The 25,494-nt window shown below is 69.9% G+C and carries 24 protein-coding genes, 1 tRNA gene and 2 pseudogenes; 14 read left to right on the top strand and 13 right to left on the bottom strand.

Annotation, left to right across the window (positions count from 1 at the left end; translation table 11 throughout):
- Positions 1-6: 6 nt before the first annotated feature.
- Positions 7-636, bottom strand: coding sequence for an NAD(P)H-dependent oxidoreductase (locus tag AC07DO_RS39220; protein ID WP_479067210.1), 630 nt, complete (start codon positions 634-636; stop codon positions 7-9).
- Positions 637-806: 170 nt separating this feature from the next.
- On the opposite strand from AC07DO_RS39220, the gene sigJ reads away from it, so the two are divergent.
- From sigJ to AC07DO_RS39200, 4 genes and pseudogenes are all read left to right on the top strand, one after another.
- On the top strand, positions 807-1,721 hold the full coding sequence (gene sigJ / locus AC07DO_RS39215) for an RNA polymerase sigma factor SigJ (protein ID WP_479067208.1): 915 nt from the start codon (positions 807-809) through the stop codon (positions 1,719-1,721).
- A 273-nt stretch (positions 1,722-1,994) separates the two neighbouring features.
- A complete protein-coding gene (locus tag AC07DO_RS39210; protein WP_479067206.1) occupies positions 1,995-2,369 on the top strand; it encodes an MmcQ/YjbR family DNA-binding protein in 375 nt (124 codons plus the stop codon).
- A gap of 87 nt (positions 2,370-2,456) precedes the next feature.
- Positions 2,457-3,879 (top strand): annotated as a pseudogene (locus tag AC07DO_RS39205) (MFS transporter).
- Positions 3,880-3,952: 73 nt separating this feature from the next.
- Positions 3,953-4,026 (top strand) — tRNA-Pro (locus AC07DO_RS39200).
- 144 nt (positions 4,027-4,170) lie between these two features.
- Here the strand turns inward: AC07DO_RS39200 and AC07DO_RS39195 are convergent.
- Positions 4,171-5,034, bottom strand: a complete 864-nt coding sequence (locus AC07DO_RS39195) for a helix-turn-helix transcriptional regulator (protein WP_479067204.1) — start codon at positions 5,032-5,034, stop codon at positions 4,171-4,173.
- A 181-nt stretch (positions 5,035-5,215) separates the two neighbouring features.
- On the opposite strand from AC07DO_RS39195, the gene AC07DO_RS39190 reads away from it, so the two are divergent.
- Both AC07DO_RS39190 and AC07DO_RS39185 read left to right on the top strand, forming a co-directional pair.
- Positions 5,216-5,440: an Atu4866 domain-containing protein gene (locus AC07DO_RS39190; protein WP_479067226.1), complete on the top strand. Its 225-nt coding sequence runs from the start codon at positions 5,216-5,218 to the stop codon at positions 5,438-5,440.
- Positions 5,441-5,587: 147 nt separating this feature from the next.
- On the top strand, positions 5,588-6,346 hold the full coding sequence (locus AC07DO_RS39185) for an SDR family NAD(P)-dependent oxidoreductase (RefSeq protein WP_479067202.1): 759 nt from the start codon (positions 5,588-5,590) through the stop codon (positions 6,344-6,346).
- A 32-nt stretch (positions 6,347-6,378) separates the two neighbouring features.
- On the opposite strand, the gene AC07DO_RS39180 is transcribed toward AC07DO_RS39185, so the two are convergent.
- Positions 6,379-6,684: a helix-turn-helix domain-containing protein gene (locus AC07DO_RS39180; RefSeq protein WP_479067200.1), complete on the bottom strand. Its 306-nt coding sequence runs from the start codon at positions 6,682-6,684 to the stop codon at positions 6,379-6,381.
- A 64-nt stretch (positions 6,685-6,748) separates the two neighbouring features.
- Between AC07DO_RS39180 and map the strand changes: the two genes are divergently transcribed.
- The gene (gene map, locus AC07DO_RS39175) at positions 6,749-7,525 is read left to right on the top strand and encodes a type I methionyl aminopeptidase (protein WP_479067198.1); all 777 of its coding nucleotides are present in this window, start codon (positions 6,749-6,751) and stop codon (positions 7,523-7,525) included.
- A 135-nt stretch (positions 7,526-7,660) separates the two neighbouring features.
- Here the strand turns inward: map and AC07DO_RS39170 are convergent, their stop codons facing one another.
- Positions 7,661-8,137 carry a MarR family winged helix-turn-helix transcriptional regulator gene (locus AC07DO_RS39170; protein WP_479067224.1) on the bottom strand — a complete coding sequence of 159 codons (477 nt, stop codon included), beginning with the start codon at positions 8,135-8,137 and terminating at the stop codon, positions 7,661-7,663.
- 141 nt (positions 8,138-8,278) lie between these two features.
- Between AC07DO_RS39170 and AC07DO_RS39165 the strand changes: the two genes are divergently transcribed.
- The 4 genes and pseudogenes from AC07DO_RS39165 to AC07DO_RS39150 all read left to right on the top strand — a co-directional run bounded on the left by AC07DO_RS39165 (position 8,279) and on the right by AC07DO_RS39150 (position 12,526).
- Positions 8,279-9,796, top strand: a complete 1,518-nt coding sequence (locus AC07DO_RS39165) for an MFS transporter (protein ID WP_479067196.1) — start codon at positions 8,279-8,281, stop codon at positions 9,794-9,796.
- A 188-nt stretch (positions 9,797-9,984) separates the two neighbouring features.
- Positions 9,985-10,530 (top strand): annotated as a pseudogene (locus AC07DO_RS39160) (FAD-dependent monooxygenase); the annotation flags it as partial.
- Between the two features lie 23 nt (positions 10,531-10,553).
- Complete coding sequence (locus AC07DO_RS39155) at positions 10,554-11,351, top strand: SDR family oxidoreductase (RefSeq protein ID WP_479067194.1); 798 nt, start codon at positions 10,554-10,556, stop codon at positions 11,349-11,351.
- Complete coding sequence (locus tag AC07DO_RS39150; protein WP_479067192.1) at positions 11,348-12,526, top strand: cytochrome P450 family protein; 1,179 nt, start codon at positions 11,348-11,350, stop codon at positions 12,524-12,526. Before AC07DO_RS39155 ends, AC07DO_RS39150 begins: the two co-directional genes overlap by 4 nt.
- Before the next feature lie 21 nt (positions 12,527-12,547).
- On the opposite strand, the gene AC07DO_RS39145 is transcribed toward AC07DO_RS39150, so the two are convergent.
- The 5 genes from AC07DO_RS39145 to AC07DO_RS39125 form a co-directional block, all read right to left on the bottom strand.
- On the bottom strand, positions 12,548-13,906 hold the full coding sequence (locus tag AC07DO_RS39145; protein WP_479067190.1) for a S41 family peptidase: 1,359 nt from the start codon (positions 13,904-13,906) through the stop codon (positions 12,548-12,550).
- Between the two features lie 144 nt (positions 13,907-14,050).
- Complete coding sequence (locus tag AC07DO_RS39140) at positions 14,051-14,524, bottom strand: hypothetical protein (RefSeq protein ID WP_479067188.1); 474 nt, start codon at positions 14,522-14,524, stop codon at positions 14,051-14,053.
- Positions 14,525-14,616: 92 nt separating this feature from the next.
- Entirely contained in the window at positions 14,617-15,234 is a 618-nt protein-coding gene (locus tag AC07DO_RS39135; RefSeq protein ID WP_479067186.1) for an SHOCT domain-containing protein, read from the bottom strand.
- A gap of 169 nt (positions 15,235-15,403) precedes the next feature.
- Positions 15,404-17,671 (bottom strand): NACHT domain-containing protein, encoded by a 2,268-nt coding sequence (locus AC07DO_RS39130; protein ID WP_479067184.1) that lies wholly within the window; start codon positions 17,669-17,671, stop codon positions 15,404-15,406.
- Positions 17,672-17,860: 189 nt separating this feature from the next.
- The gene (locus AC07DO_RS39125; RefSeq protein ID WP_479067182.1) at positions 17,861-17,968 is read right to left on the bottom strand and encodes an SDR family oxidoreductase; all 108 of its coding nucleotides are present in this window, start codon (positions 17,966-17,968) and stop codon (positions 17,861-17,863) included.
- A gap of 192 nt (positions 17,969-18,160) precedes the next feature.
- Between AC07DO_RS39125 and AC07DO_RS39120 the strand changes: the two genes are divergently transcribed.
- The 3 genes from AC07DO_RS39120 to AC07DO_RS39110 all read left to right on the top strand — a co-directional run bounded on the left by AC07DO_RS39120 (position 18,161) and on the right by AC07DO_RS39110 (position 20,203).
- On the top strand, positions 18,161-18,556 hold the full coding sequence (locus AC07DO_RS39120; RefSeq protein WP_479067222.1) for an Rrf2 family transcriptional regulator: 396 nt from the start codon (positions 18,161-18,163) through the stop codon (positions 18,554-18,556).
- A gap of 198 nt (positions 18,557-18,754) precedes the next feature.
- Positions 18,755-19,507, top strand: a complete 753-nt coding sequence (locus tag AC07DO_RS39115; protein ID WP_479067180.1) for a DUF4232 domain-containing protein — start codon at positions 18,755-18,757, stop codon at positions 19,505-19,507.
- Between the two features lie 330 nt (positions 19,508-19,837).
- Positions 19,838-20,203, top strand: coding sequence for an SH3 domain-containing protein (locus AC07DO_RS39110; protein WP_479067178.1), 366 nt, complete (start codon positions 19,838-19,840; stop codon positions 20,201-20,203).
- A 350-nt stretch (positions 20,204-20,553) separates the two neighbouring features.
- Here the strand turns inward: AC07DO_RS39110 and AC07DO_RS39105 are convergent, their stop codons facing one another.
- The 4 genes from AC07DO_RS39105 to AC07DO_RS39090 all read right to left on the bottom strand — a co-directional run bounded on the left by AC07DO_RS39105 (position 20,554) and on the right by AC07DO_RS39090 (position 25,335).
- The gene (locus AC07DO_RS39105; RefSeq protein WP_479067176.1) at positions 20,554-20,871 is read right to left on the bottom strand and encodes an acyl carrier protein; all 318 of its coding nucleotides are present in this window, start codon (positions 20,869-20,871) and stop codon (positions 20,554-20,556) included.
- A 44-nt stretch (positions 20,872-20,915) separates the two neighbouring features.
- Positions 20,916-23,357, bottom strand: coding sequence for a type I polyketide synthase (locus tag AC07DO_RS39100; protein ID WP_479067174.1), 2,442 nt, complete (start codon positions 23,355-23,357; stop codon positions 20,916-20,918).
- Between the two features lie 203 nt (positions 23,358-23,560).
- Positions 23,561-24,442 carry an alpha/beta fold hydrolase gene (locus tag AC07DO_RS39095; protein ID WP_479067172.1) on the bottom strand — a complete coding sequence of 294 codons (882 nt, stop codon included), beginning with the start codon at positions 24,440-24,442 and terminating at the stop codon, positions 23,561-23,563.
- Between the two features lie 26 nt (positions 24,443-24,468).
- A complete protein-coding gene (locus AC07DO_RS39090) occupies positions 24,469-25,335 on the bottom strand; it encodes an SAM-dependent methyltransferase (RefSeq protein WP_479067168.1) in 867 nt (288 codons plus the stop codon).
- Between the last annotated feature and the right edge of the window lie 159 nt (positions 25,336-25,494).

Raw genomic sequence — 25,494 nt, 5'->3', positions numbered from 1 at the left:
GCACCGTCACTTGGCCGCGATGTCCCGCCCGGCTTCTCCAGCAGTGATCAGGGCCTTTGTGTGGAGGTCGGCGGCGAGGTCCCTGAGATGCTCCATGCCCGGCGAGGTGGCGAGGGTGAGCTCGCGTTCGACGACGGTGAGATCGGCCTGCCACACATCGGCGAGAATGCGCCTGAGGTAGGGGGTGGAGTGGTCCCATCCCTCGCGAGGAGTGCCGGGGGCGTAGCCGCCACCGCGCACTGTGGCCAGGACGGTCGGCTTGTCCTTGAGGACCGGGCTGCCCAAGGGCGCCCCGGAGATGACCAGGTCGATCCAGGTTTTGATGTGCTGGGAGACACCGAAGTTGTACAACGGCACGGCCAGGACCACCGCCTCGGCGGCCTCGAGCTCCGCGAGGAGCGTCTCGGCGAGCAGGCGGGCCTCGCGCTGGGCGGGCGTGCGGGCGCTGTCGGGCGTCAGAGCGCCGGTGTGGGCCTGCACCCAGGCGTCGGCGGGCAGCGGTTCAGTGCCCAGATGGCGCCGTACTACCGGCTCGTCCGGGTGGGCCGCGGTCCACTCCGCTTCCACGATGTCGGCCAGTTCGGCGCTTGCCGAGGTGCCGGGAAGGATGCTGGCGTCAAGCCGGAACAGGCTCATGGTGTCTCCCTGGGGTGCTGCCACGTCAACGCGGCGCATTAGCTGGTGGGTTCGTCTCAACCGTTCGACAAAACGGCCCCGCGGGATGTGAGGCGACGACGCGGCCTTGCATTGCGGGACGCTGTCTTGTCGTTCAGGTGAGGGCACACACGACCGAGGGGGCCGTCACGATGACCACCGCAGGGCTCGACGCGATCATGAGCGAGCGGCGCCAGCTGATCAATCTCGCGTACCGGCTGCTTGGCTCCCTGACCGAGGCCGAAGACGCCGTGCAGGAGACCTACACCCGCTGGTATGCCATGTCCTGGCAGGAGCGGGACGCCATCCGTGCCCCCGGCGCCTGGCTGACGACGGTTACCAGTCGCATCTGCCTCAACGTGCTCGCCTCGGCACGCGCCAGACGGGAGACCTACGTGGGCGAATGGCTCCCCGAGCCACTGCCCGAGCCCACGGGGTGGATCAGCGGCCGGTCGGGCGGCGGGGCCGTCGACCCGGCCGACCGGGTCGCCTTGGACGAGTCGGTCGACCTGGCCTTTCTGGTCGTGCTCGATTCGATGACCCCGGCCGAACGCGTCTCGTTCATCCTGCACGACGTCTTTCGCTACTCCTTCGCGGAAGTGGGCCGGATCATCGGGCGCACGCCGGCGGCATGCCGCCAGCTGGCCTCCTCGGCCCGTCGCCGTATCCGGGCCGGGCAGGAGACATCGCCCCCGCTCCCGAAAGCCCGGCGCGCCGGCATCGTCAGGGACTTCAAGCAGGCGTGGGAGGCCAAGGACATAGACGCCCTGATCGGCCTGCTCGACCCCCACGCCACCGCGATCGCCGACGGCGGCGGTCACGCCACGACCTTCCCGCACCCCATCGCGGGCGGTCGGCAGATCGCGCACGCCTGGGTGGAGATCGCCCGCCGCAAGCCGGGCGACATGACGTTCCTGGAGCACACCGTCAACGGCCGGCCCGGTGTGGTGGCCGAACAGGACGGCCGCGTCGTGACGGTGTTCGCGTTCGAGGTCGTCGGCGACCGGATCAAGAACATCTGGGTGATGCGCAACCCCGACAAACTCCGCTACTGGGCGACCGGATGAGGTGGACCGCTGAGGGTCCTCGTCGGCTGGTCGCCCGGCCGGGAGGGTCTGAACGGCTTCTGGTCCGCTTCGTGTACCCCAAAGAAGGCCGGTGCGCGGTGTGGCCGATAGCGCGGCGCCGTGACCGAAGAACGTCCGTAACCTCGGGAGTTGCCGTTCTCATCGGTGGAGAGCGTTGCTGGAGTCGGTCGCGGCGACCGGGGCCCTTCGGGCCGCCGGGGTGGAGAGTGCGCCGAGGGGCGACTGTCAGTGGTGTTGGCTACGGTTCATGGCATGTCGAAGTCCAGATCCCGCGCCCGCGTCACCTCCGATGACGTGCGCCGCATCGCGCTCGCCCTGCCGGAGACGGTGGAGAAGGTCGCGTGGAGCATGCCCACGTTCCGGGTCGCAGGAAAGATGTTCGTGACGGTTCCCGACGACGAGACGTCCTTCGCCGTGCGCTGCCCGAAGGTCGAGCGCGACGAGCTGGTCCTTGCCGAACCGGACAAGTTCTGGGTCGCCGCCCACGAGGCGGGCTCGGCGTGGGTGCGAGTGCGCCTCGCGGCCCTGGACGTCGACGAGCTCACGGACATCCTGGCCGACTCCTGGCGCCAGGCCGCGCCGCCCCGACTCCTGGAGCGGCACCCCGAGTTGGGGGTGGTGGCATGATCCCACCGTTGCCGTGGCGAGGGGTGGGGAAGCGTGCTGAAGGGCTCGGAGGCGCACTCGGGGGCGCACGGGACAGGTGACGGGGGCATTTGGTCCCGAGATTTCGGGCTGTTCTTCGCGGCCCGTGCCGTGGCGAAGCTCGGCGACACGATGTTGCCGGTCGCCCTGACCGCCGGACTGCTGCGGCACGGACACGGCGCCGGAGCGGTCGGCCTCGCGATGGCCGCCACGACCGTGTGCTTCGCGGGCCTCGTGATCTTCGGCGGGGTCTTCGCGGACCGCTTCAGCACACGCCTGCTGATGATCGGCGCGGACCTCGTCCGGCTCGGCACCCAGTCGCTCGCGGCGGTGTTCTTCTTCACCGGCCACGTCGTCCTCTGGCAGATCTGCGCGATCGGCGCGGTCAACGGCGCGGCCGCCGCCGTCTTCCAGCCGGGCGTCGCCAGTACGGTTCCGCGCCTCGCCGCCGACGTGCAGAAGGCGAACGGCGCGATACGCGTGGCCGAGTCCACCGCGTCCCTCGCGGGCCCGGCCACCGCCGGTGTCCTGGTCGGCCTCGCATCGCCGGGCGCCGTCTTCGCCGCGCACGCGGCGACGTACGGGGTCAGCGCCCTCTGCCTCGTTCTGCTGAGACTGCCTCCGGCCCGCCCGGGGTCGCAGCCGCACAGCGACGGCTTCCGGGCCGACCTCGTGCAGGGCTGGCGCGAGTTCAGGTCCCGTACCTGGCTGTGGGGTGTCATAGCCGTCTTCGGCGTGCTGATGATCACGACCACGGGGCCCACCGTGCCGCTGGTGGCGACGCTCGTGGTCCAGGAACACGGCTCCGGCGCGTACGGTCTGGTGAACTCCGCCCTGGGCGCGGGCACCGTGCTCGGCGGTCTTTTCGCCCTGCGGCTGCGACCGCGCCGCATGCTCCGGGCCGGGGCGATCGCCCTGGTCGCCTTCGCCGCGTTCCCCGCGGCCGTCGGCGCCCAGCTGGGTGTGCCGCTGATGTCGGCGGGCGCCGGCCGTCGCAGGCGCGGGCGCCTCCTTCTGGGGAGTGATGTGGGCGACGAGCGTCCAGACCCAGGTCCCGCCGGACGTCCTCAACCGCATCCACGCCTACGACGTCGCGGGCTCCCTCGCCCTGCTGCCCGTGGGCCAGGCCCTCGCGGGCCCCGCGGCGGCGGCCGTCGGCGCGGAGACGGTGCTGCTGACGGGCGGGGTGATGACGGTGGGGGTCTGCATCGCCCTGCTCGCGATCCCGGCGATCAGCGGCCTGGTCCGCGCGGACGCCGCCCCCACGCTGCCAGTCCCGACACCCTCGTCCCCGTCCCTGTCCTCGTCCTCGCCCCGCTCTCTTCGGGATCGCGGCGTGCGCAGGCGGGGCAGGCGGGGCGAGCCGGGCCGGACCGCGGTCGGTGATCCGAGTCACAGGGGCGCCCCGGTCGTCTCCCTCGCGAGCCCGAGGCGAGGGGGGAGGAGCGGCTCGTTCACGCCCGTGCCCACCCCCGACCCGGGAAAGGCGTGAGCGATCACCGGTCGGAGTGCGGTATTGTTTCGGTGCGCGTTCGGCCAGGGGAAACCCCAGGTCACACGGGCAACGGGACGTGGCGCAGCTTGGTAGCGCACTTGACTGGGGGTCAAGGGGTCGCAGGTTCAAATCCTGTCGTCCCGACTCGTGAGAGTCGCAGATCAGGGGCCGTTTCAGAGCAATCTGAAACGGCCCCTGATCGTTTTCTGGGGTCCAGCGGGGACCACCGGGGGCCGGAGCGGGACATAACCCACCAGCACCTCAGGCCCGGCGACCAGGTCGTCGTCCTCAAGGGTGCCGCGGGCGGGGGTGGGGCCGAGGGGCGGGACGGTGGCGGGTGGCGTGGATGGAACCGAGCAGGTTGAGGGACTGGGCACTGGGGCTGCCCGGTTCGGCGTGGTAGATGACGAGCTGCTGGCCGGGAGCGTCGCGTACGTCGAAGGCCTGGTAGGTGAGGGTGAGGGGGCCGACGTCCGGGTGGAGGAAGTGTTTGGCGTCCTGGGTCTTGCCGCGCACGGTGTTCGCGTTCCAGAGACGGTTGAAGTCCGCGTTGTCCTCGGTGAGGTTGTGGACGAGCTCGCGCAGTCGCGGGTTGTCCGGCTCATATCCGGTTGCCTCGCGGAGGTTGGCGACGGTGGCCTGTGCTGCCCGGTCCCAGTCCGTGTAGAAGCCGCGGCCCGCGGGGTCGAGGAAGACCATGCGGGCCAAGTTGTCCGCCGGATCGAACGGGGCGTAGAGGGCGTCGGCCAAGGCGTTGGCGGCGAGGAGGTCGAGGGTCCGGTTCATGACGAACGCCGGAGTGTTCGGGTAGCCGTCCATCAGCTGTCGCAGCGCGGGGCTCACCCGCTCGGTGGTGTGGGCGGAGGGCCGGTCGTTCGGCGTGGCCCCGGCCAGCCGGTACAGGTGCGCGCGGGCCTCCGTGTCGAGGTGCAGTGCCCGGCTGACCGCGTCGATCACCTGGGGTGAGGGGTTGCGCTCGCGGCCTTGTTCCAGGCGTGTGTAGTAGTCGGCGTTGATTCCGGCCAGGACGGCGACCTCCTCGCGGCGCAGTCCGGCGACTCTGCGGACCCCGTAACTCGCCATGCCGACGGCCTCCGGCCGCAGGTCGGCGCGGCGTGCGCGCAGGAAGTCTCCCAGGTGGTTGTCGTCCATGTGGTCAGGCTAGGCGGGGGCTCGGTGTGCTGCCTGGGTGTGCCATGCCCAGGCAGCACGTGTCCTGGTTGCCGGCCGGCGGCCTGCCCAGACTCGGTGGAGCAAGAAGGACGACATCGTGCGAGGAGAGGAGTCCGCCGTGGCAGGGACCGTTGAGGGCGACCAGGTCGACGTGGTCGGGATGTGGGTGACCGCGGATGGTCACATCCGGCAGGAGCTGCTGCCGGACGGCCGGTACGACGAAGCCCGTGGCGCGCGGGCCGGCGCGTACACCGGGCGGTACACGGTGGTCGGCAGTCACCTGGACTACGTCGACGACACCGGCTTCACCGCCACGGGCGACATCCGGGACGGAGTGCTCTATCACGAGCACCTCGTGCTCTACCGGGAACAGAAGCAGTCGTAGAGAACGCCGGGCCCGCACGTGACCGCGCGCCCCGTGCCCGGGAGGGGGCGACTCCGCCCTCGGCGGACCAGGAGGTTCCGACACGACAGTCAGTCAGTAAGCCAGTCAGTAAGCCAGTCAACATCAACGAGATCTAGGACCACATCCATGACAGGACAACGACTTGACGGCAAGGTCGCGCTGATCACAGGCGCGACCGGCGGCCTCGGCACAGCGACCGCCGAGCTCTTCGCCCGCGAGGGCGCCCGGCTGGTCATCACCGATGTCGCCGAAGGCCCTCTGCGGGAGTTGTCCCACCGGATCGAGGCGCGCGGTGCGGAGGTCGTCGCCGCCCGCCTCGATGTCTCCTCCGCGCGGGAGTGGGACGAAGTGATCACCGTCGTACGCGACCGGTTCGGAACGCTGGACGTGCTCGTGAACCTCGCCGGCATCCTGGACTGGCCGGGCATCGAGGACACGCGGGAAGAGGCGTGGGACCGCGTCATCGACGTGAACCAGAAAGGCACATGGCTCGGCATGAAGGCGGCGATGCCGCTCCTGCGTGCGAGCGGCAACGCGTCAGTGATCAATACGTCGTCGGTACTCGGCCTGGTGGGAAGTGGTGCGGCTGCGGCCTACCAGGCGTCGAAGGGAGCCGTGCGCCTGTTGAGCAAGACCGCCGCGGTCGAGTACGCCCGGCAGGGAGTACGGATCAACTCGGTGCACCCCGGGGTGATCGCCACGCCGATGATCCAGGACCTCCTGGACGACCAGGGCGACCAGCAGCCGGACATCCGACGCACCCCCATGCGCCGAGCCGGCCGCGCCGATGAGGTCGCCCCCGCGATCCTCTTCCTGGCCTGCGACGACTCCTCGTTCGTCACCGGCGCGGAGCTGGTGGTCGACGGCGGGCTCACCGCGCACTGAACAACCCACCCGTGGGGGAGTGGCGCGGCGGGTTACGAAACGAACAGGACGTGCCGGGCGACAGGCAGGGCCGGCTGGTCCTCGTCGGTGCGCTCCGGCCGGCTGATCTCGGCCCAGAGCGCGTCGAGGGACAGCCCGAGGGCGTCGGCGATCGCGGCGATGGTCGGGAAGGCGGGGGTGGCCACGCGGCCGGATTCGATCTTTCGGAGCGTCTCCGGCGAGATGCCCGCGGCGAGCGCGACGTCGATCATCGAGCGGCGGCCCCGGGCCCGGCGGAGCAGGGCGCCCAGGCGCTGTCCGCGTTCGACCTCGGCGGGAGTGAGCGGCAACCTGACCATCCGCCCATTCTAATACCGGTATAGTTAGAACGGTATAGTTATTGGAAGCACGTGAGAGGCCCCCATGATTGAGATCCTCAACTCCACCCGGATCGATCGGGCGAAGGACACCGGAGCGCTGGTCGGCAACATCCTGCACACGCTGAAGCAGCGCAGCACGCCCGGCACGAACCTTCTGGACATCGACCAGTGGGCCAAGGAAATGATCACTGAGGCGGGGGCGCAGTCCTGCTACGTCGACTACGCGCCGTCCTTCGGGCGCGGCCCGTTCGGCCACTACATCTGCACGGCCGTCAACGACGCCGTGCTCCATGGCCGGCCCCACAGCTACACGCTCGCCGACGGCGACTTGCTGACTCTGGACCTGGCTGTCTCCCTGCGCGGAGTGGCCGCGGACGCCGCGATCAGCTTCCTCGTGGGCAAGGCCCGGCCGGCGGAGAGCGTCGCGATGATCGAGACGACCGAACGTGCGCTGGCCGCGGGCATCGCCGCCGTCAGGCCGGGGGCGCGCATCGGTGACCTCTCACACGCCATCGGTACGGTCCTCGGCGAAGCCGGCTACCCCATCAACCTCGAGTTCGGCGGTCACGGCATCGGCTCGACCATGCATCAGGACCCGCATGTCGCGAACAACGGACGGCCCGGCCGGGGCTACAAGCTGCGCCCTGGACTGCTCCTGGCCCTGGAGCCCTGGGTCATGGCCGACACCGCCACGCTCGTCACCGATGCCGACGGCTGGACGCTGCGCAGCGCAACGGGCTGCCGGACGGCGCACAGCGAGCACACCATCGCCATCACCGACGACGGAGCCGAAATCCTCACCCTTCCCCCGCTGGCGTAGCCGTCAGGGGACGCGCCTGCGGTTCCGCTGCCGCCGACTCCCGTGCAGCGGGCGACACCGCCGGGCCGCTCGGCCGGAAGCCATACGGCAAGGGGATTCGTCCGTCAGGGAGTTCGTCCGTCAGGGAGTCGTCCATCAGGAAGTGGGGCCATCAGGGGTGCGGAGGGGGCGCGGTGGCACCGCGCCCTGTTCCGTGAGGTGGCTGTCCATGGTGGTGTTCAGGTCGGCCACGAATGCTTCGACTTGTGCCAGGAACTGGGGCGGGTAGTGCGACATCGCGGCGTCGAGGCGGTGGGCGAGCGGGCCGAAGAACTCGTCCGCCCGTTCCTGGATGTGCGCGCCGCTGCGCAGGGTGACGATGCGTCGGTCGGAGTGCTCCCGGGCCCGGGTGATGTGCCCCGCCGCTTCGAGACGGTTCAGCAACGCCGTGGTGGCGCCGGTGGAGAGGGAGATCCGCTCGCTCAGCCGCGCCGGTGACAGCGGAGTGCCGCGCTCCTCGGCGGCGGCGATCTCCAGGACCGCGGTCGCATCCGTGGAGTGCAGGCCCAGCCAGGCGGCGAAGCGGCGGCTGAGCTCGGTGTAGTGGCCGCCGTAGATCCTCAGCGACTCCATCAGCCGCTCACGCTGCTCTGCGACACCGTCGCGCACTGCTTCCTCCACGCCTTCGCCCTTCCCTCCTGCCGAGCGGTCCGAGCACACCGCTTTGACAACCTACCGCCCCTCACTTTACCTTCACGGTGGAATTACTTCACCATGGAGGTATCTGTCGTGCGTGACCCGTCTCCCCTCCCTGACGAGACGACCGAGCCCTACCGGTGGCGGTGGCTGATCCTGGTGGTGATGATCGTCGCGGAGATCATGGATCTCCTGGACGCCTCCATCGTCAACGTCGCCGGACCGGACCTGGAGAAGTCCCTCGGTGCCGGATCCGTCGGACTGCAGTGGGTGATCGGCGGCTACGCCCTCACTCTGGGCGCCGGCCTCGTGCTGGGCGGCCGACTCGGCGACCGCTACGGCCGACGCCGGATGTTCCTGATCGGCCTGACGGCCTTCACCGCGAGCTCCCTGCTGTGCGCGGTCGCGCCGAACATCGAGTCGCTGATCGCCTTCCGCCTGCTGCAGGGCACCGCCGGAGCGATGCTGCTGCCCCAGGGGCTGGGCCTGCTGCGGGAGAACTTCTCCGGCCCCGAGCTCACCAAGGTCTTCGCGATCTTCGGCCCCGTCCTCGGCCTGGGCGGCATCATCGGCCCGGTCCTGGGCGGCTTCCTCATCGAGGGCGACTTCTTCGGCCTGGGCTGGCGGTCGGTGTTCCTGGTCAACCTGCCCATCGGTGTCGCGGCACTGATCGTCGCCGCGAGGTTCGTGCCCAAGAAGGCGGGCGACCGCACGGTACGGGTCGACATGACCGGCGCCGCCCTGGTCGTGATCTCCTGCGCCCTGCTGGTGCTGCCGCTCAACCAGGGGCAGGAGAACGGCTGGCCGCTGTGGACGTGGCTGTCCATGGCCGCCTCGGCGATCGGCTTCGCTCTCTTCGCCCTCCAGCAGCGCCGCACGTCCGCCGCGGGCCGCGAGCCGCTGGTGACCCCGGGGCTGCTGCGCAAGCCGGCCTTCACCGTCGGCCTCGGTGGCATCGCCCTGTTTTTCGGCGGACTGATCGGCACCCAGCTCGTACTGACCCTGTTCCTCCAGATCGGCCAGCACTTCACCTCCGGTGACGCGGGCCTCGGCAACCTGCCCCTCGCGGTGGGAACCGCGATCGGTGGCGCGGTCAGCGGCGCGTTCCTCGCGGACAGGATCGGCCGAAAGGTGCTCCAGATCGGACCGCTGGTCCAACTGGCCGGCGCGGCCGTGCTGCGGTTCGAGCTCGACGGCCTCGATGCCGCCTCGTTCTCGATCTGGGACATCGCTCCCGGTGTGGCGGTGGCGGGCATCGGCGCCGGCATGGTGATCGCCGCCCTGTTCAGCTTCATCCTGGCCGCGGTGGACGACGACGAGATCGGATCCGCGTCCGGTGTCCTGTCGGCGGTCCAGGCGGTCGGCGGATCCATCGGTGTCGCGGTCTTCGGCTCGGTGTTCTTCGCCCGGGCCGAGACCGGCGACTTCACCGGCGGCTTCCACCGCGCGCTGATCGTCCAGGCGTGTCTGCTGATGGTCTTCCTCGGAATCACCTTCCTGCTGCCCAAGAAGGGCCGCCCCGATGAAGAGCAGCACGGCATCACCCCCGAGGCGGCCGGCGACGGCCCCGGCACCGGCCAGCACCTCACCGTGTGAGCCCCGGCCCGATCGCGGGAGCCTGCATCGACGGCCCGCCCCTGGCTCCGACCCGTAGTCCGTCCTCGCGACGCCGGCCTGAGGCGTGCCGGAACAGTCCGCCGTTCCGTTTCACACCCCGAGGATGCGGGAGAGCCCGTAGTCGGAGGGCTCGTCGAAGGAGGTGTCCTCGAAGTGTGCGGCGGCTCGCGCACATGCACTACCCGGCCGGAGGCGTGGGCCTCAACGCCGGCATTCAGGACGCCATGAACCTCGGCTGGAAACTGGCCGCCACCGTGGCAGGCACCGCCCCCGCCGGACTCCTGGACAGCTACCACGCCGAACGCCACCCGGTCGGCGCCGACCTGTTGCTCAGCACCCGCGCCCAGAGGGCACTGATGAACGCCTACTCGGCGGAGGGCCAGGACCTGCGCGCGCTCCTGAGTCAACTCATCGCCACGGTAACCGAGTTCTCCCGAAGCCTGACCGAAAGGCTCTCCGCGCCGGCCGTCACCTACCCGGGCCCCGCACACCACCACCCCCTGACCGGTCGACGCGCCCCCAACCTCGAACTCTCCAACAGCACGGACCTCTTCACACTGCCCCGGGCCGGCCGCCACGTCCTGCTGCACTTCACCGGCACACCGACCCGACCCACGCCCACCTGGACCACCGTGCGTGCCGCGCTCATTCGCGCACGTTCCGCTCCGAGGACGTACGTTCCGCGCCCGGGGAAAAACGCGTGCCGTGTGTAAGGGCGCCCGTCAGGATGAGGAGCATGACTGGTGAGACGCTCGTGGGGAGTCGGCAGGACGTGGGAGACGGGGGGCGCCCGCTTGCCCTGGTCACGGGGGCGGGACGGTCGGCCGGGATCGCGGCGTCCGTCGTACTGGATCTGGCCAGGACCGGGTGGGACGTGGCCTTCACGTACTGGACTCCGTATGACGCGCGGATGCAGTGGGGCACGGAGCCGGGTGCGCCCGAGGAGTTGCGGGAGCAGGTGGCGTCCCTCGGGGCGAGAACGTTCGCGGTTGAGGCGGACCTGAGCGATCCGGCCGTGCCGCCGCGGCTCTTCTACGACGTCGAGCGTGAGCTGGGGAACGTCACCGCGCTGGTGCTCTGCCACTGCGAGTCGGTCGACTCCGGTCTGCTGGACACCACGGTGGAGAGCTTCGACCGGCACTTCGCGGTCAACGCGCGGGCGACCTGGCTGCTGATCCGCGAGTACGGGCTGCGGTTCCGCGGACGGCACGGCAGCGGACGCGTCATCAGCCTGACCAGCGACCACACCGCAGGCAACCTTCCGTACGGGGCCAGCAAGGGGGCGATGGACCGGATCACGCTGGCCGCCGCGCGGGAACTCGCGGAGCTGGGAGTGACCTGCAACGCGATCAATCCCGGACCGACGGACACTGGGTGGATGACCGAGGAACAGAAGGCGGACATGATCCGCTTCACACCGCTGGGACGCCTCGGCGTGCCACAGGACTGCGCCCATCTCGTCTCGTTCCTCTGCTCCGCGGAGGGCGGATGGATCAACGGCCAGCTTCTGCAGAGCAACGGAGGCATGGCGTGACCGACCCGACCCAGGACCCGGGCTTCCTGCGGAACCCGTACCCGTCCTACGCGGCGATGCGGTCCACCTGCCCGGTGCAGCCCGTGCCCGCCGGATCCGGCGGGCGTACCAGCTACCTGATCACCGGCTACGCGGAGGCCAGGGCAGCTCTGGCCGACGCGCGGCTGTCGAAGGACACAGCTGTCTTCTTCGCGGGCAAGGAGTCACGCCGCCGCCTGCACCCCGCGGTCGCCCACACCATGCTGGCCAGCGACCCGCCGCGGCACACCCGGCTGCGCAAGCTGGTGACCAAGGCGTTCACGACCGGGGCCGTCAAGCAGCTGCGCCCGTTCATCGCACGCACCACGGACGAGCTGCTGGACCGGTGGCCGGCCGACGGGCCGTACGACCTCGTGGCAGGTCTCGCGGTGCCGCTGCCGGTCATGGTGATCTGTGAACTGCTGGGCGTTCCGCAGGCCGACAGGACCGACGTCCAGCGCTGGTCGGCGGAGCTGTTCGCGGTGGGGAGACCGGACGTCATCGACGCGGCCTCCCACGCGATGGCCGACTACATGACGGGCCTGATCGCCGCCAAGCGCCGGGCACCCGGCGACTCGCTCCTCGACCGGCTCATCACCGCCCGCGACGGGGACGATCACCTGAGCGAGGAAGAGCTGGTCTCCCTCGCGGTGCTGCTGCTCGTCGCCGGGCACGAGACCACCACCAACTACCTGGGCAACGCTGTACTGGCACTGCTCCAGCACCCGGACGAACTCGCTCGCCTCCGGGACGACCCGGACGACGTACCTGGCGTGCTGGACGAGTTGCTCCGCTTTGACTCGCCGGTGAGTACGGCCACCTTCAGGTTCACCGAGGAAGCCGTCACGCTCGGCGGTACCGACATCCCGGCCGGCGCCCCGGTCCTGGTCGTGCTCGGAGCAGCGAATCGCGACCCGGCCCGCTTCCCGTCACCGGACGCGCTCGACCTGGAGCGAGACGCGGCCGCCCACCTCGCCTTCGGCCACGGCATCCACCGCTGCGTCGGCGCCCCCCTCGCCAAGGCCGAGGCGGAGATCGCCCTGAGAGCGGTGGTCACCCGCTTCCCCGCGATCCGGCTCGCCGTCCCGCCCGACCGGCTGACCTGGCGAGACACCCGCCTCGTACGCGGCCTCGCGTCGCTCCCCGTCCTGACGTAGCCGCGCGGCACCGGCGGACGGTCACCGCAGCACATTCAGGGCTCGGTCGTAGGCCGAGTCCCGGTTCTTGGCGAACTCCTCCTCGGTGAAGACCGGTTCCTTCAGGTGCGGCGGAATACCGGGGCCGTCGAAGGTGTCGCCGGTGCGGGTCAGGAACTGCTCGTTGGGCAGTACGGCCCCCATGCCGTTGGGCAGCACGCGGCCCAGAATGTCCGAGAAGACGCCTTGGGTGGGCCGGCCGATGCGTACGACCCGACCCTCGGGGCGGTCGATGAGGGACTGGGTGAACGTCTCACCCGCGCTCACCGTCGACCCGCCGGTCAGCACGGCGATGCGGCCGGTGTAGTGGGGTGCTTGGGCCGGGGTGACACGGATCGGCTCGGGGCGGGTGTACTTGGTGGGGTCGGCGGGGTCGTTGCGGGCGCGCTTGCGGTAGGCGACGTAGGGCGAGTCGGTGAGGCGCTCCGCGATGCGGATGCCCAGGAGGTCGGACCCGCCGCCATTGATGCGCAGGTCGATGATGAGGCCCTTGAGCCGTTTGGCGCGCTGCGAGGTGAGGACGGTGTCCAGGGTTCGGTCGAGCACGGCTTGTTCGGCGGAGTAGGGGGCGCCTTCGGTCGCGTACCCTCCGAAGCCGGAGATCCGCAGGTAGCCGCGATTGCCGGGCAGATCGGCGTACGTGATGCGGCCGTTGGCGAAGTTTCGCAGGTTGCGCGCCTTGGCGAGGTCGCGCCGCACGATGTATTTCTTGACCTTCTCGTCGAGTTCGTCGGTGGGAAGTTCGGTGCCGGGGCGGCCCTGCGCAAAGTACTTGTCGCCGTCACCGACGGCGACGTGCGCGTCGTACAGCGGAGTCACCATGTCGCGGAAGACGGCGAAGAGTTCATCGCGCGTGGTGTCAGGGTGCACCTTGGCGCGGTAGCGGGTGCGCATGCTCTCCCAGTCGATGCCCTTGGCGGAGAAGAAGGGATAGTTCTCCGCGAAGGAGTGCCAGAACACGTCGAAGCCCGCGAGAGGACCACTGGGGGCGGCCCGGGTGCAGTCGTCGGGCAGCGCCGGTATCCGCTTCAGCTTCCGGTGCCCCGCTGCGCCGTCGATGGCCACGGTGGCACGGTCGTGGTCGTGTCCGGTGCGTACGGTGAGGACGGCGTTGTCCGGGGTGGTGTAGACGCCGGGGCGCGTCTGCCGGGCGGCGAAGCCCTTCAGGCAGCTCACGGCCGTGGTCTGGTACTCCTGGAGCTGTCCGTCCCGCAGGGCCAGGACGGTGCCGTAGCCGTCCATGCGCCATACGCCGTCCGTACCGGCCGGGGCGTCGGCGGCGGAAGCGGCCTGAGTGAATCCCGCGGTCAGTGCCAGAGCGAGGGCGGCAGACACGGTCATACGCAAGATGTTCCCCAGTGTTCGTCAGTATGCGTCACCCGACAGTGCCTCACGCCCGCGCACCAGGTCCATCAGACCCGCCACTTGACGCCACCTGGCCACGCCACGATTTCTGATGGCGGGGCGCGGCGCGGCGCGCGCGTCTCAAGGGATGCGCCACGCCTCCTCGTTGATGCCCAGATCCTGTCGCGCGCTCTCGTGGTACGCGTTGAGACGCTCGTGGAGATCGCCGCGTACGGGCGGCGGCTCATGCTCCCGTGCCTGCTTCTCCATCTGCCAGACCCCGACGTTGACCTCGTGCGCGGCGGACACGACCGGTGCGGCCGCCAACAGGACCAGCGCCTCAAAGAGCGCCGAGCGCCTGCGTTCCCCCTCGTCCATCGACGCGATGAAGTGGTTGTACTCCTCCGAATCCGCGGCTGCCAGGCGCGCGAACTTCGAGGCGTCGGCGACCTCTTTCACGCACGCGGCGTACTCGATGTACGCGTTGAGCTTCCGCTCGTCCCACCGTGTCGCCAACGCCCGCCGGTGCTTGGCGCGTTCGGCCATGGTGACGGAGAAGTAGGACGTCAGGGCGCCGATGAGCACACCCACCAGCGTCACTATCTGAGTGATCATGGCCTGGACGATATCGCCGCGGTGTCGCTAGGGGGTTCCGTGGTCAGAGCTTTGTCTCGCATGAGGGAGGTACGCTCACCGCGGCCGCCTGATCAGGTTCCGAGCAATCGTGTCTTCTGTTGATCGAACTCGTCCTGCGTGAGAACTCCTTGTTCGACTAGCGCCTTGAGTTTGCTGAGTTCGTCGGCCACCGACTGAACTTGTGGTTGAACTGCCGGGGGCAGTGGGGCAGAGCCCTCCTCGGCGGCCAACTGCGCGGCGAGCGTGTTGAACGCGTTCGCGTACTGGTTGGCCGCTCGCAGGTTGGTGGAGTCCGGCGTCACGCTGTATGTCTGCGCAGACCCATTTCCAAAGGTCACGTTGATGACCGCTGCACCCTTGTTCTTGCGTCCCGCCAAGGCGGAGAGGCCGCCCGTCGCGACTCCACCGGCGAGCCTTGTGGCCGTCCACGCCTTATGGGCACCGGCATCCACGAACTCGGCTTGGCCGCCGAGTACAGGCCCTTGCGCGGTCAGACCGTATTTCGACGACGGCCACAAATGCATCATTGCGGCGGCGTTCATCATCTTCTCGGCAGGGTGCTGTTTACGCCAGTTCTTCAGCGCTTCTTTCTCCGTACGCCGTTTGTCCGCTGCTTCCGTACGGGCGCGCTGCTTCTCTTCGCGCTCAGCTGCCCTCTGTACAGATCTTTCCGGATCGCGCTTGAACATGATCCTCACCAGCCCATCTGGAGTCCGAAGGCGGTTCCGCACCTCGGTCCACTATCCCGCGGCGAGGGTGGCCGGCGCAGGCTGAACGGGCCATCGAGTAAACGCGAACCGAGGAGCCTCTCGGAGATGAGTGTGGACCCACGTTGACGGCACTACGCGGAGCGTTCTGTCAGTCGGCGGGCCGTGGCTGCCGGGCCAGGTGACGCTGGAGCTCAATGTGGCGGAACTGGTACATGGCTCCGACCTGCCGAAGGATGCCCCGGTGGTGAGCCTCCACGAGAAACGTCATCAGGCGCCACGGGACCCGGCGTGACAGAGCTAGGTAACACCGCGCGAGCCCGTACGACCACCAAGCCGTCAGGCCGAGGCTGAGGACAAGTCCGCTGATGAGGCCCTTCAAGATCCCCGAACCTGCTCCCACTCCGGCGCTGATCCCAGGCCCGACGCCGAAGGCGATCACGGTGCCGGTTACGAAAGGAGGCACAAAGGCCAGACCGACCGCCACGCGCAAGCTCATGCGTACCCCGACGGCTACGCAGAACCCGACTCCGAACCCCACCAGCACGGCGGACACCAGTCCGGTCTCGATCCCAGCGTTTGTGCCACCTTCCACCCCACCCGTGATCCCGCCGACCAGCCCGCCGAAACCCCCGCTCAGCAGCAGGATGATGCGGAATGTACGGCGATCCCGAGCGAGCAGCAGGCTCGGATCCACCGTCTTCGTCAAGTCCGGGCGGGACACTCCGATGCTGAACGGGACTGCTGACGCAAGGGCGGCCGCCGCACCGAAGCCGAAGCCGCCCACCAAGCCCACCATGGGAGCGCAGGCAACGGTCACGACGGCGCCGAACCCGATCCCCACCACCGTTGCGGGCCGCGACCAGACCAGGCCGATGCCCGGAACATCCGGTGGGTCGACGAGCGCGCCGACGATTCCTCCTGCGACGCCGGTGACCACCCCGCAGATGACACCGGCGGTCAGCCCGAATCCGAACCCCGCGATGAGTGCGAAGGGGAGGCCGAATGCGCAGCCCGTGCCCGAACCGAGCAAGAGGCGCCGGGCACGGGGGGAAAGAGCGTAAGAGAGTTCCCACCACGAGAAGTCGGGACTCCCACGGCGGTTGTCTTCCAAGTGACGGGCCAGGAAGGCAAAGGTGCGCCGGGCCTTTTCGGGCGAGCAGCGTGAAGGCGCGGCATAGGCGCTCGGGACGAAGGCGTTGAGCAGATGGGCCTCCAGACGGGCCCGGGTGGGGAAGCGCCAGGTATCGCAGAGGTCATTGGGGTGTGACCCGTGGGCGGGCTCGGCTCCGGGACGGAGGTTGTAGATCGTACGAGCCAGGAAGAGTCCGAACGGCGTGCTGAGTGCCTGACCCACGGGAGTGTCCGTGCCCAGCAGCCGAGTGACCGCGTGCCAACGGTGGGCAGCCGGGCTGTGTGATCCTCCGGCGTCTCGGCGCAGGTACGTGGCCGCCTGCTCGGGCATCAGGGGGAGCAGGCGGATGCCCGCGGCTCCATTGAATCGGGCGACGGTCCCCTGGCGAAGGTGTACAGCTCGATATTCCGCTGTGCGGCTTGCCAGCACGGCAGGGTGCCCAGGCGGAAGTGCCTGGTTGATGGCGTCCAGGGCGCGAGCACGCAGGTCGACGGGTAGTTCGTCGAACCCGTCCAGGAAGGGGAGGATCCGACCGCTGTCCAACAGAGCGTGCGCAAGATCGGATGCCTTGCCGGTCCTCGGATTGATCACCGTCGCAGCCAGAGCCGGATACGCTCGGCAGAGGTGCTGGGCCATCCACGAGAACAAGGACTTACGGCCGGGATCCCAGGAAGCCAGAGAAAGAAGTACGGGCACAGGACCGTGGGCGGGGCGCTGGTGGAGGAGGCCCAGGAGGAGTCGGATCATCAGCACGGTCTTGCCCGCTCCGGGTTCTCCCAAGACGACCAGACGGCGGGTGGGGAGACGCCGGGAGAAGACCTCGACGATGTCCGGGCCGCTGCCGGCCAAGCCGGTGGAGTCCGTAGGCCAGTAGGCCGAATCGGACGGTAGTCCGCAAGGCCCTGCTCGGGCCAGGCTGCAGAGCAGCGACCATTCCTCGAAGAGGTCGGGGTCGCCGCTTTTCCAGGCGACCGGCAGGGGATAGGGGTCGTGCAGTCTGCGCAGCCGTGCCTCGCTTTCCCACACCCGCTGCTCTGCCACGGACAGATCTCCGGCGACCGCGTCCAAGTCCCATGCCATGGCTTCCTCGTCGCGGGCGTGACGAAATGCCGCCCAGGCCAAGTAGGTCGGCCCCATCGAGGTCAACAGTGCGGCGGCGATCGCCGCGGTTCCCAGACCGAAGCGAGTCGCCAGCAACAGCGATCCCGTGGCTCCGGTCAACGTGTACAGCAGATAGATCCGCCCGGTTCGTGCCGGACTTGATCGGCGACCCCAGGTCTCCATGGCCACCATCGTGCGCCCGCGCTGCCCGCCTAGCACAGGTAGAAGTGCGGGGAATGGCAGCGCGCCCAGGAGCCTGCAACACGATCCCGATCCGGGGCTTGTGAGGTGTGCCCACGCACGCGCGGGCCGTGGGCGATGAGCACCCCGAAGATGCGATGTCCGTGAGGGTGCGCGGCAAGGCGTTCCGGTTCAGGCGTTGTATCCGCCGTAGGCGTCCAGTACCGCGCCCGTGACGTAGGACGCGGTGGGGCTTGCGAGGAAGGCGAGGGGCGCGGCTATTTTCTCGGGGTGGCCCATGCGTCGCAGGGAGGTGAGCCGAGTCGACCAGGGCCTTGAGGGTTTCCGGGCCCGGTCCGTCCATACCGCCCTCCATCGGGCCGGCCTCCACGACGTTGGCGTCCACCGTGCGGCCCTGCTCGCCCGAGACGGCTGCGTTGTTGACCAGGATGGCCAGGTCGCCGAAGCGCGCGACCACGTCGTGCCCACGCGCTGGGCTGGATCGGGCTCTATCAGCGCCAGGGCCACGGGGTCGCCACCGCCGAGCAGATCGCGACCAGCGCGAACACCAACCCCGTGATGGGCAGGTGGCTGCCTGGGGAGCTGCGCAGGGCGGGGCTCGTGGAGTCCCGGCGCGGGGTGGGCGCGGACCGGTCGCTGGCGCGCTGGTTCGGGTCGATGACCCCGCTCGACGTGTACGAAGCCGTGGAGCCCGGCCCGCTGTTCGCGACGCACCGCACCGCTCCGGACCGAGGGAGCATGGTGGGGCACGGCATCCAGCCGACGATGCAGGGCGTCTGCGCGGGCATCGACGAGACCCTGAAGGGCGATCTGGCTCACGTCACGCTGGAGAACGTGCTCCGGGACGTACTCGCGGCGCCTCGGTAGGCGTACGTCGAGGACGGAAACACCGTCATACCCTTACCCCGTATCGACCCCGGTCGATGTGTCGAGCTGCCGGGGCGCCGGGGTGGTGGGGCAATCAGTGGTGATGATCAGGTCGCCGCTGTTTCTGATCGATCGATCACAGCGGAACGAACCATCTCTCCGTCCGCCCGGGCCCCCGTCGGGCACGGAGGTACTCCCATGAGCAGTTACGGACGCACGCGTCGCATCACCCGTACCACCGCAATGGCCGCCGCCGCGGCCGTCGCCGCGCCGATGGGGCTCCTGGCAGGTGCCGGCAGCGCATCGGCGGCGGCTCCCACCTGTCGCACCGATCAGCTTCAGGCGTCGTGGAGCGACAAGGGCACGGCCAAGTCCGGTACCGCCACCGGAAAGCAGGAGACGGTCGTGGTGGAGCTGAAGAACTCCGGCTCCGGGACCTGCGCCCTCGAGGGGCGGCCCGGGGTGACCCTGACCCAGCAGGGCAAGGACGGCGAGACGCTGCGGGAGGGCAGCGGCAAAGCCGAGGAGGAACCGGTATCCCTCGACCCGGGCGAGAGCACCACATTCACTCTCGTCTTCCTCAGCGAGAAGGACGAGCCGAAGCAGGGCTTCACGCCCAAGACCGCCGTCGTGACCCCTCCGGGCAACAAGGACTCCATGGACCTGCCCTGGAAGTGGGGTCCTGTGACCAGGCAGGAGGCGGCGACCCACCCGGGCAACAGGGTCGGGCCCGTCGGCGCCGGTGTCCAGCTCACCGGGGAGGGGGACGGTGGAAAGGGCAGCGCCACGAAGGATGTCGACTGCGGAGAGGGATGGAACGGTCTGAGCATCCGCGCCGTCACCGCGCACGGCAAGGCCGCCTGTCCCACGGCGCACAAGGTCACCGACGCGTACGGCAAGGCCCTGGACGCCAAGAAGAAACCGCCGGTCACCGTGACCGTGAACGGCTAGGCCTGGAAGTGCGACGAGAAGCAGGGCAAGGTCAACCCCTACCAGGAGTGCGTCAGTACGAAGGAGCGGGGCGAGAAGGTGCAGCTGTTCTCCTGATGCCCCAGTAGCAGTGCGGCTCCAGCACCTCGACGCGTGGTGTCACCGCTCTCCCTCGCGGTGGCGCCACGCTCTCGTGCCGCCGCGTCGGCAAGCTCCTGCAATCCGGTGACCGGGCGCGTGTCGAACGTCGGGTAGCTTCCTGTTTCGCGCCCAGCCCCTACGTTTTTCTCCGCAGTGCAGACCGGGTTTTCTCGGAGGAAACTCGGCGCGTCGCCAAGGAGAAATAACGGCATGATGTTTCGAAATGCAGTGAGCGCCTGCCTCGCGGTCGGTCTCGCTTCCGTGGCCCTCACCGGTCTCGCGCAGGCGGACACCCAGCACGTGCGGGACTCCGGCGCCCCGGTGGCAGCACCGGTCGCCAAGCCGGTCAAGGGCACCGTCACCTCGCGGATCGGGGTCAACGTACGGCAGTACCCGACCTCCAACTCGAAGGCCCTCGGGGCCTACCGCTACCGTCAGGTCATCGACCTGGTCTGCAAGAAGACGAACGGTCAGCCGGTCAACCGAAACCGTGTCTGGTACAAGGTCAACAAGCCCAACGGGTGGGTCACCGCCGCCTTCGTCAAGAACCAGGCCGCGGTGCCCCTCTGTAAGTAGACAGGCAGTCGCATTTCCTTCGGCCGGGCGCTCCGTGCGCCCGGTCGAAGCCGTTTTTGGCCCTTTGGTCAATGGGTGCCGGAGGACAGGAAAAGGACTTTTTTCTCACCGCAGGGAAATGAGCAATTCAATGCGCCGCTTCACGTCCCGCCGCACGATCCGTGCCACACCGCCGCCCCCCCGGCCGAGATCCCGTCCGAGGGCAGCCGTGCCGGCGCGATCAACGGCCGCGGTGAGATCACGTACGGCGAGACGGGCCCTTGGCCCGCTCCGGAAGGGCCGCCGCCGCGTGCGTCCGGGGGCGAGGGGTGTTCCGAGTGGGCCGGTGGCCCGGGCTCGGTGGCCGGGGGCTACGCGGTCGTGTGGGCGAGTTCCTGGCCGAGGTGGTGGGCGAGCTGGGCCGGGGTCGGGTTCTCGACGATGGCGACCATCGCGATCTCCATGCCGGTCAGGGTCATCAGGGTCTTGGTGAGTTCGAGGGCGGTGAGGGAGTTGAGACCGTTCTCGAGGAAGTTGCTGTCGTCGCTCAGCGTGGTGTTGAGGAGGGTGCCGGCCTGCGTGCGGATGGTGTCGGTGAGGAGCTTCTCGCGCTCCTCGGGGGTGGCCGCGGCGAGCTGCTTCTCCAGCTCGGAGGCGTCCTGGCCGGTCGTGTTGTCGGTGCTGGTCATGAATGCTCCTGTGTGAGTGGGGTGTTGACGTGTCACACCGTGTGTCACACCGCGGTGTGCGTGGTGTGGTCGTGCAGCCAGTAACGCGTGGCCTGGAAGGGGTACGTCGGGAGGTCGATGGTCCGGAGGTGCGGTGTGCGCCGGGTGAGCGGCGTCCAGTCGACCGTGCCGCCCGAGGTGTGCAGCCGTGCGAGGGCCGTAAGGACCGTGCGCACGGCGGGTGATGCGGGGGAGAAGGCGCTCAGGTCGAGGAGGGTGTGGGTGTCGGGGTCGAGGCCGGAGAACGGGCCGGGGCCGAGGTCGGTGGAGGTGAGGTGGTGGTGCCAGTAGCCGGGGGAGGACAGGGGGGCGTCGGCCGGGGCGGTGCCGGTGAGCGCGAGCGTCGCGGGCCGGAACGTCAGGTCCTTCAGCACCGGTTCGTACGCCTCGGGGGCGGGCGACGCGTCCTCCGCCGTGGCCGTGAAGTGGGCCGCGGCCAGGCGGCACGCGTCGTCGAGGGCCAGGACGCCCGCCGCGTACGCGGCGGCGATGTGGCCGACGCCGCGTCCGCCGACCGTGTGGGCGTGCACCCCGGCTTCCAGCAGCACGCGGGCGAGCGCCGTGTGGAGCGCGAAGTGCTGGGGCGCGGGTGCGGTGGCGGGGAGGGGCGCGACGAGGTGGGCGTCGAGGAGGGCCCGGGTCTCGTCGAAGGCCGCGGCGAAGAGGGGGAAGGCCGCACCGAGGTCGGCGGACGCCGCCTCGATGCCGGCAGCAGACGTCCCGGTAGTAGGCATGCCGGTAGCAGGCGTGTCGGGAGCACGCGTGCCGTCGAAGTGCCAGGCGATCTTCTTGGGGGTGGTGTCCGCGGTGGTACGGGTCAGGTCGGGGTGGTCGTCGCCGGCGGCCAGAGCGCGGGTGGCGGCGAGGAGACCGGTGGTGTCCGTGCCGATGAGGACGGCCCGGTGGGTCAGGGGGCTGCGGGTGGCGGCGAGGGAGTGGGCGACCTCGGCGGGGGAGGGCGCGGGGTCGGCGGACGCCAGGTGCGTGACGAGCGCCTTCGCCTGCTCCTGGAGGGCTTCGGGAGTACGTGCGGACAGGGTCCAGGCCACGGGGAGTTCGGGCACCACGGTGTCGGCGGGGGCGTCCGGTACCGGGGGCTCTTCGAGGATGAGGTGGGCGTTCGTGCCGGAGGTGGCGAAGGCGGAGATGCCGACCCGGCGGGGCTCGTCGCGGCGCGGCCAGTCGACCGCCTCGGTGAGCAGCCGGACCGCGCCCTTCTTCCAGGCGGCCAGAGGGGTGGGCCGGTCGACGTGGAGCGTCGGCGGCAGCGTGTCGTGCCGGAACGCCTGGACCATCTTGATGAGTGCCGCGGCACCGGCGGCGCCTTGTGTGTGCCCGGTGTTGGACTTGACGGAGCCGAGCCACAGCGGCCGCTCGGGGGAGCGGTTGGCGCCGTAGGTCGCGAGGAGGGCCTGCACCTCGATGGCGTCGCCGATGGGTGTGCCCGTCCCGTGTGCCTCGACTGCGTCGACCTGGTCGGGGGTGAGCCCGGCGTCGGCGAGCGCGGCGCGGATCACGTGCTGCTGGGAGGGGCCGTTGGGGGCGGCGAGGCCGTAGCCCGCGCCGTCCTGGTTCACCGCGGAACCGCGGATGACGGCGAGTACGGGATGGCCGTTGCGCCGGGCGTCACTGAGCCGCTCGAGCAGGACGAGGCCGACGCCCTCACCGAGCCCCATGCCGTCCGCGGCAGCCGCGAACGGCTTGCAACGGCCGTCCTGTGCGAGGGACTTCTGGTGCGCGAAGGCATGGAAGGTGTGCGGCGTCGACATGACGGTGCCTCCGCCCGCCAGCGCCAGTCGGCACTCTCCGCGGCGCAGCGCCTGACAGGCCAGGTGCAGGGCGACCAGGGAGGACGAGCAGGCCGTGTCCACGCTGATGGCGGGGCCTTCGAGGCCGAGGGCGTACGCGATGCGGCCGGAGACGAGACTGCCGGACGTGCCGCCGCCGAGATAGGGCAGCAGTTCGTCGGGTGCGGTCTCCAGGCGCGTCGCGTAGTCGTGCCCGGTGGCGCCCACGTAGACGCCGGTGAGGGTGGAGCGCAGGGTGTGCGGTGCGATGTGGCCGCGCTCGACGGTCTCCCAGGCGAGGTGGAGCATGAGCCGTTGCAGGGGCTCGGTGGCCACGGCCTCGGTCGCGCCGATGTCGAAGAAGCCCGCGTCAAAACCGGCCGCGTCGTCGAGGAAGCCGCCGAGTTGCGCGTACGGGGGGTCCTCGGGGAGCTCCCACGTGCGGTCGTCGGGGAAACCGGTGACGGCGTCGCGCCCCTCCGACACCAGGTCCCACAGGTCGTCCGGGGTGCGGGTCTTGCCGGGGAGCCGGCAGGCCGCCGAGACGACGGCGACCGGTTCGTGCTGTGCTGCCTTGAGGTCGCGCAGCTGCTGCTGGGTCCGGTGCAGCTCGGCCGTCGTCCACTTGAGGTACTCGACGAGCTTCTCTTCGTTCGCCACGGGAATCGTCAGCCTTCCTGTTCTCGCGCGTGAAGCCTCAGGTGGGACGGTGTGGGCAGGCGTGAGCCGCACGCTGTCGTTGCCAGGGTTGCCGCGGCTGCTTAAGCGGGTCTAACTCCTGTCTTGCCGCCGGGACGCGGCTCTCTCGCGGACGCCGTCACCTCGCGGGCGCGGACGCGGTCACCTCGCGGGCGCGGACGCGGTCACCTCGCGGGCGCGGACGCGGTCACCTCGCGGGCGAGGAGGAGGAGGTCGGCGGCGATCTCGTCGGGCGCGCCCGCGTGCAGATCGTGGTCGGAGCCCGGGTACCAGCGCACGCTCACCCGTTCCAGGGCCGCTTCCGCCGCGGCGACCCACGCGCGTACCTGGTCGGACAGTTGGGGGATGGCCGGGATGAGGGGGAGCAGCCGGACCGGCACGGTGACCTTCGGGTACCAGTCGGCGGGCGCCTCGCGTTGCAGGCTCTCGACGATCGACATGACCTGTTCCGAGGTCATGCGGGGGATGAGCAGGCCGTCGGGCCCGACGCGGTAGTCCGCGAGGCGCGCCTCGATGGAGGTGGACGACCACTCGGGGTGCGTGGCCTTGAGGTAGGCGCGCATGTCGGCGGCGCTCGTGGTGCCCTGCTGCGCGCGCCGCACCACGTCGGCGGTGCGCTCCCAGAAGGCCCGCATCACCGGTCCGTCGAACTCGTACCAGCCGCCGTCGATCAGTGCCAAACCGGCCACGAGGCCGGGGTGTTCGGCCGTCAGGCGCAGTGCGAGGTGCGCGCCCCAGGAGTGCCCGGCCACCAGGGCGCCGGACAGGCCGAGGGCGGTGACCGCCTCGGCCAGGTCCGTGGCGACGGCCGCGTTCTCGTAGCCGTCCGGTGGCGCGTCCGACTCGCCGTGGCCGCGGTGGTCGACGGCGTAGACCGGGTGCCCGGCGGCGGCGAGCCGTCCGGCGACCTCGTCCCACATGCGGGCGTTCGACAGCATGCCGTGCAGCAGCAGGAACGGACGCCCCTCGGCTCCCGATCCGCCCGCGGGCCGGTGCCGGACGTTGAGGGAGACGGTCTGCGACACGGGGATGCGGAGGTTCTTCACAGGCGGGCCCCTGGGGAGTCGTCGGGTCAGGGGCGCTGTGCGGTGGCGAAGATGTAGCCGAGCTCGGGCATCTTGCCGAGAGCGGCCTGGTTGTGCAGGAAGAGTTCGTAGCCCTCGACGCCGATGATGTCGACGTACTCGTCGTGGTGGGCGCGGATCCACTCGACGTAGCCGTCGTACGTCTTGGCGGTCTCGCTGGTGATGTCGGTCAGTTCGAGGACCGTCCAGCCGGCGGCGCGGAAGATGCCGGGGTAGTCCCCGATGTCGGTGAGCGCGGCGTAGATCGTGGTGTCGCTGACCGTGGCGGTACGCGGCTTGCTCGGGTCGGGGTTGAGGTAGACCATGTCGGCGATCGGCATGCGGGCGCCGGGCTTGACCACACGGAGGGCCTCGGTGAGGACCTGCTGCTTGTCGGGCATGTGGAGCATGGACTCCAGGGCCCAGCAGTGGTCGAACGACGCGTCGTCGAACGGCAGGTTCATGGCGTCCACCTGCTCGAACCGCACGCGGTCGGCGAGACCGGCCTCCCGTGCCCTGCGGTTGCCGCGCTCGACCTGGCGGGCGCTCACAGAGATGCCGACCACCTCGACGTCGCGGGCGCGGGCCAGCTGCATGGCGGGGGTGCCGTTGCCGCAGCCGATGTCGAGGACGCGGTCGCCGGGCGCGGGGTCGAGGCGCCGGATCATCTCGTCGGTCATCTGGACCATGGCCTGGTCGAACGTGGCCTCCTGCCTGCCGCTGTCGAACCAGTAGCCGTAGTGCAGGTTGCCGTCTCCGAGCTGAGTCATCAGATCGAAGACCTTGTGGTCGTAGTAGTGGCCGATGTCGCTCGGCTCGGGGGCGACGGTCTTGTTCACCGTCGGGGGCTTCTTGGTCGTCGCGTTGTTCGTCACCACCTCAGCGTCACGGCGCGGCACGCGGTGTCACAACCCCACCTCTGCCCCTCAACAGCCCCTAGGGCGACGCCGACCCCACCCCTAGTAGGGGCCGCCCCAGCCGTAGGGGTCAGCCTCCCGAGCCCCTTCACGCCTTCTTGACGCGTTCCATACGGA

This window comes from Streptomyces sp. NPDC045678, assembly GCF_056432085.1.
This window is presented reverse-complemented; position numbering and strand designations above follow the sequence as displayed.

Excerpts from the sequence above, each read along its gene's own strand:
- AC07DO_RS39220 (WP_479067210.1), bottom strand. The coding sequence starts at position 636 with ATGAGCCTGTTCCGGCTTGACGCCAGCATCCTTCCCGGCACCTCGGCA.
- sigJ (WP_479067208.1), top strand. The coding sequence starts at position 807 with ATGACCACCGCAGGGCTCGACGCGATCATGAGCGAGCGGCGCCAGCTG.
- AC07DO_RS39210 (WP_479067206.1), top strand. The coding sequence starts at position 1,995 with ATGTCGAAGTCCAGATCCCGCGCCCGCGTCACCTCCGATGACGTGCGC.
- AC07DO_RS39195 (WP_479067204.1), bottom strand. The coding sequence starts at position 5,034 with ATGGACGACAACCACCTGGGAGACTTCCTGCGCGCACGCCGCGCCGAC.
- AC07DO_RS39190 (WP_479067226.1), top strand. The coding sequence starts at position 5,216 with ATGTGGGTGACCGCGGATGGTCACATCCGGCAGGAGCTGCTGCCGGAC.
- AC07DO_RS39185 (WP_479067202.1), top strand. The coding sequence starts at position 5,588 with ATGACAGGACAACGACTTGACGGCAAGGTCGCGCTGATCACAGGCGCG.
- AC07DO_RS39180 (WP_479067200.1), bottom strand. The coding sequence starts at position 6,684 with ATGGTCAGGTTGCCGCTCACTCCCGCCGAGGTCGAACGCGGACAGCGC.
- map (WP_479067198.1), top strand. The coding sequence starts at position 6,749 with ATGATTGAGATCCTCAACTCCACCCGGATCGATCGGGCGAAGGACACC.
- AC07DO_RS39170 (WP_479067224.1), bottom strand. The coding sequence starts at position 8,137 with ATGGAGTCGCTGAGGATCTACGGCGGCCACTACACCGAGCTCAGCCGC.
- AC07DO_RS39165 (WP_479067196.1), top strand. The coding sequence starts at position 8,279 with ATGGAGGTATCTGTCGTGCGTGACCCGTCTCCCCTCCCTGACGAGACG.
- AC07DO_RS39155 (WP_479067194.1), top strand. The coding sequence starts at position 10,554 with ATGACTGGTGAGACGCTCGTGGGGAGTCGGCAGGACGTGGGAGACGGG.
- AC07DO_RS39145 (WP_479067190.1), bottom strand. The coding sequence starts at position 13,906 with ATGACCGTGTCTGCCGCCCTCGCTCTGGCACTGACCGCGGGATTCACT.
- AC07DO_RS39140 (WP_479067188.1), bottom strand. The coding sequence starts at position 14,524 with ATGATCACTCAGATAGTGACGCTGGTGGGTGTGCTCATCGGCGCCCTG.
- AC07DO_RS39135 (WP_479067186.1), bottom strand. The coding sequence starts at position 15,234 with ATGTTCAAGCGCGATCCGGAAAGATCTGTACAGAGGGCAGCTGAGCGC.
- AC07DO_RS39130 (WP_479067184.1), bottom strand. The coding sequence starts at position 17,671 with ATGGAGACCTGGGGTCGCCGATCAAGTCCGGCACGAACCGGGCGGATC.
- AC07DO_RS39125 (WP_479067182.1), bottom strand. The coding sequence starts at position 17,968 with ATGGGCCACCCCGAGAAAATAGCCGCGCCCCTCGCCTTCCTCGCAAGC.
- AC07DO_RS39115 (WP_479067180.1), top strand. The coding sequence starts at position 18,755 with ATGAGCAGTTACGGACGCACGCGTCGCATCACCCGTACCACCGCAATG.
- AC07DO_RS39110 (WP_479067178.1), top strand. The coding sequence starts at position 19,838 with ATGATGTTTCGAAATGCAGTGAGCGCCTGCCTCGCGGTCGGTCTCGCT.
- AC07DO_RS39105 (WP_479067176.1), bottom strand. The coding sequence starts at position 20,871 with ATGACCAGCACCGACAACACGACCGGCCAGGACGCCTCCGAGCTGGAG.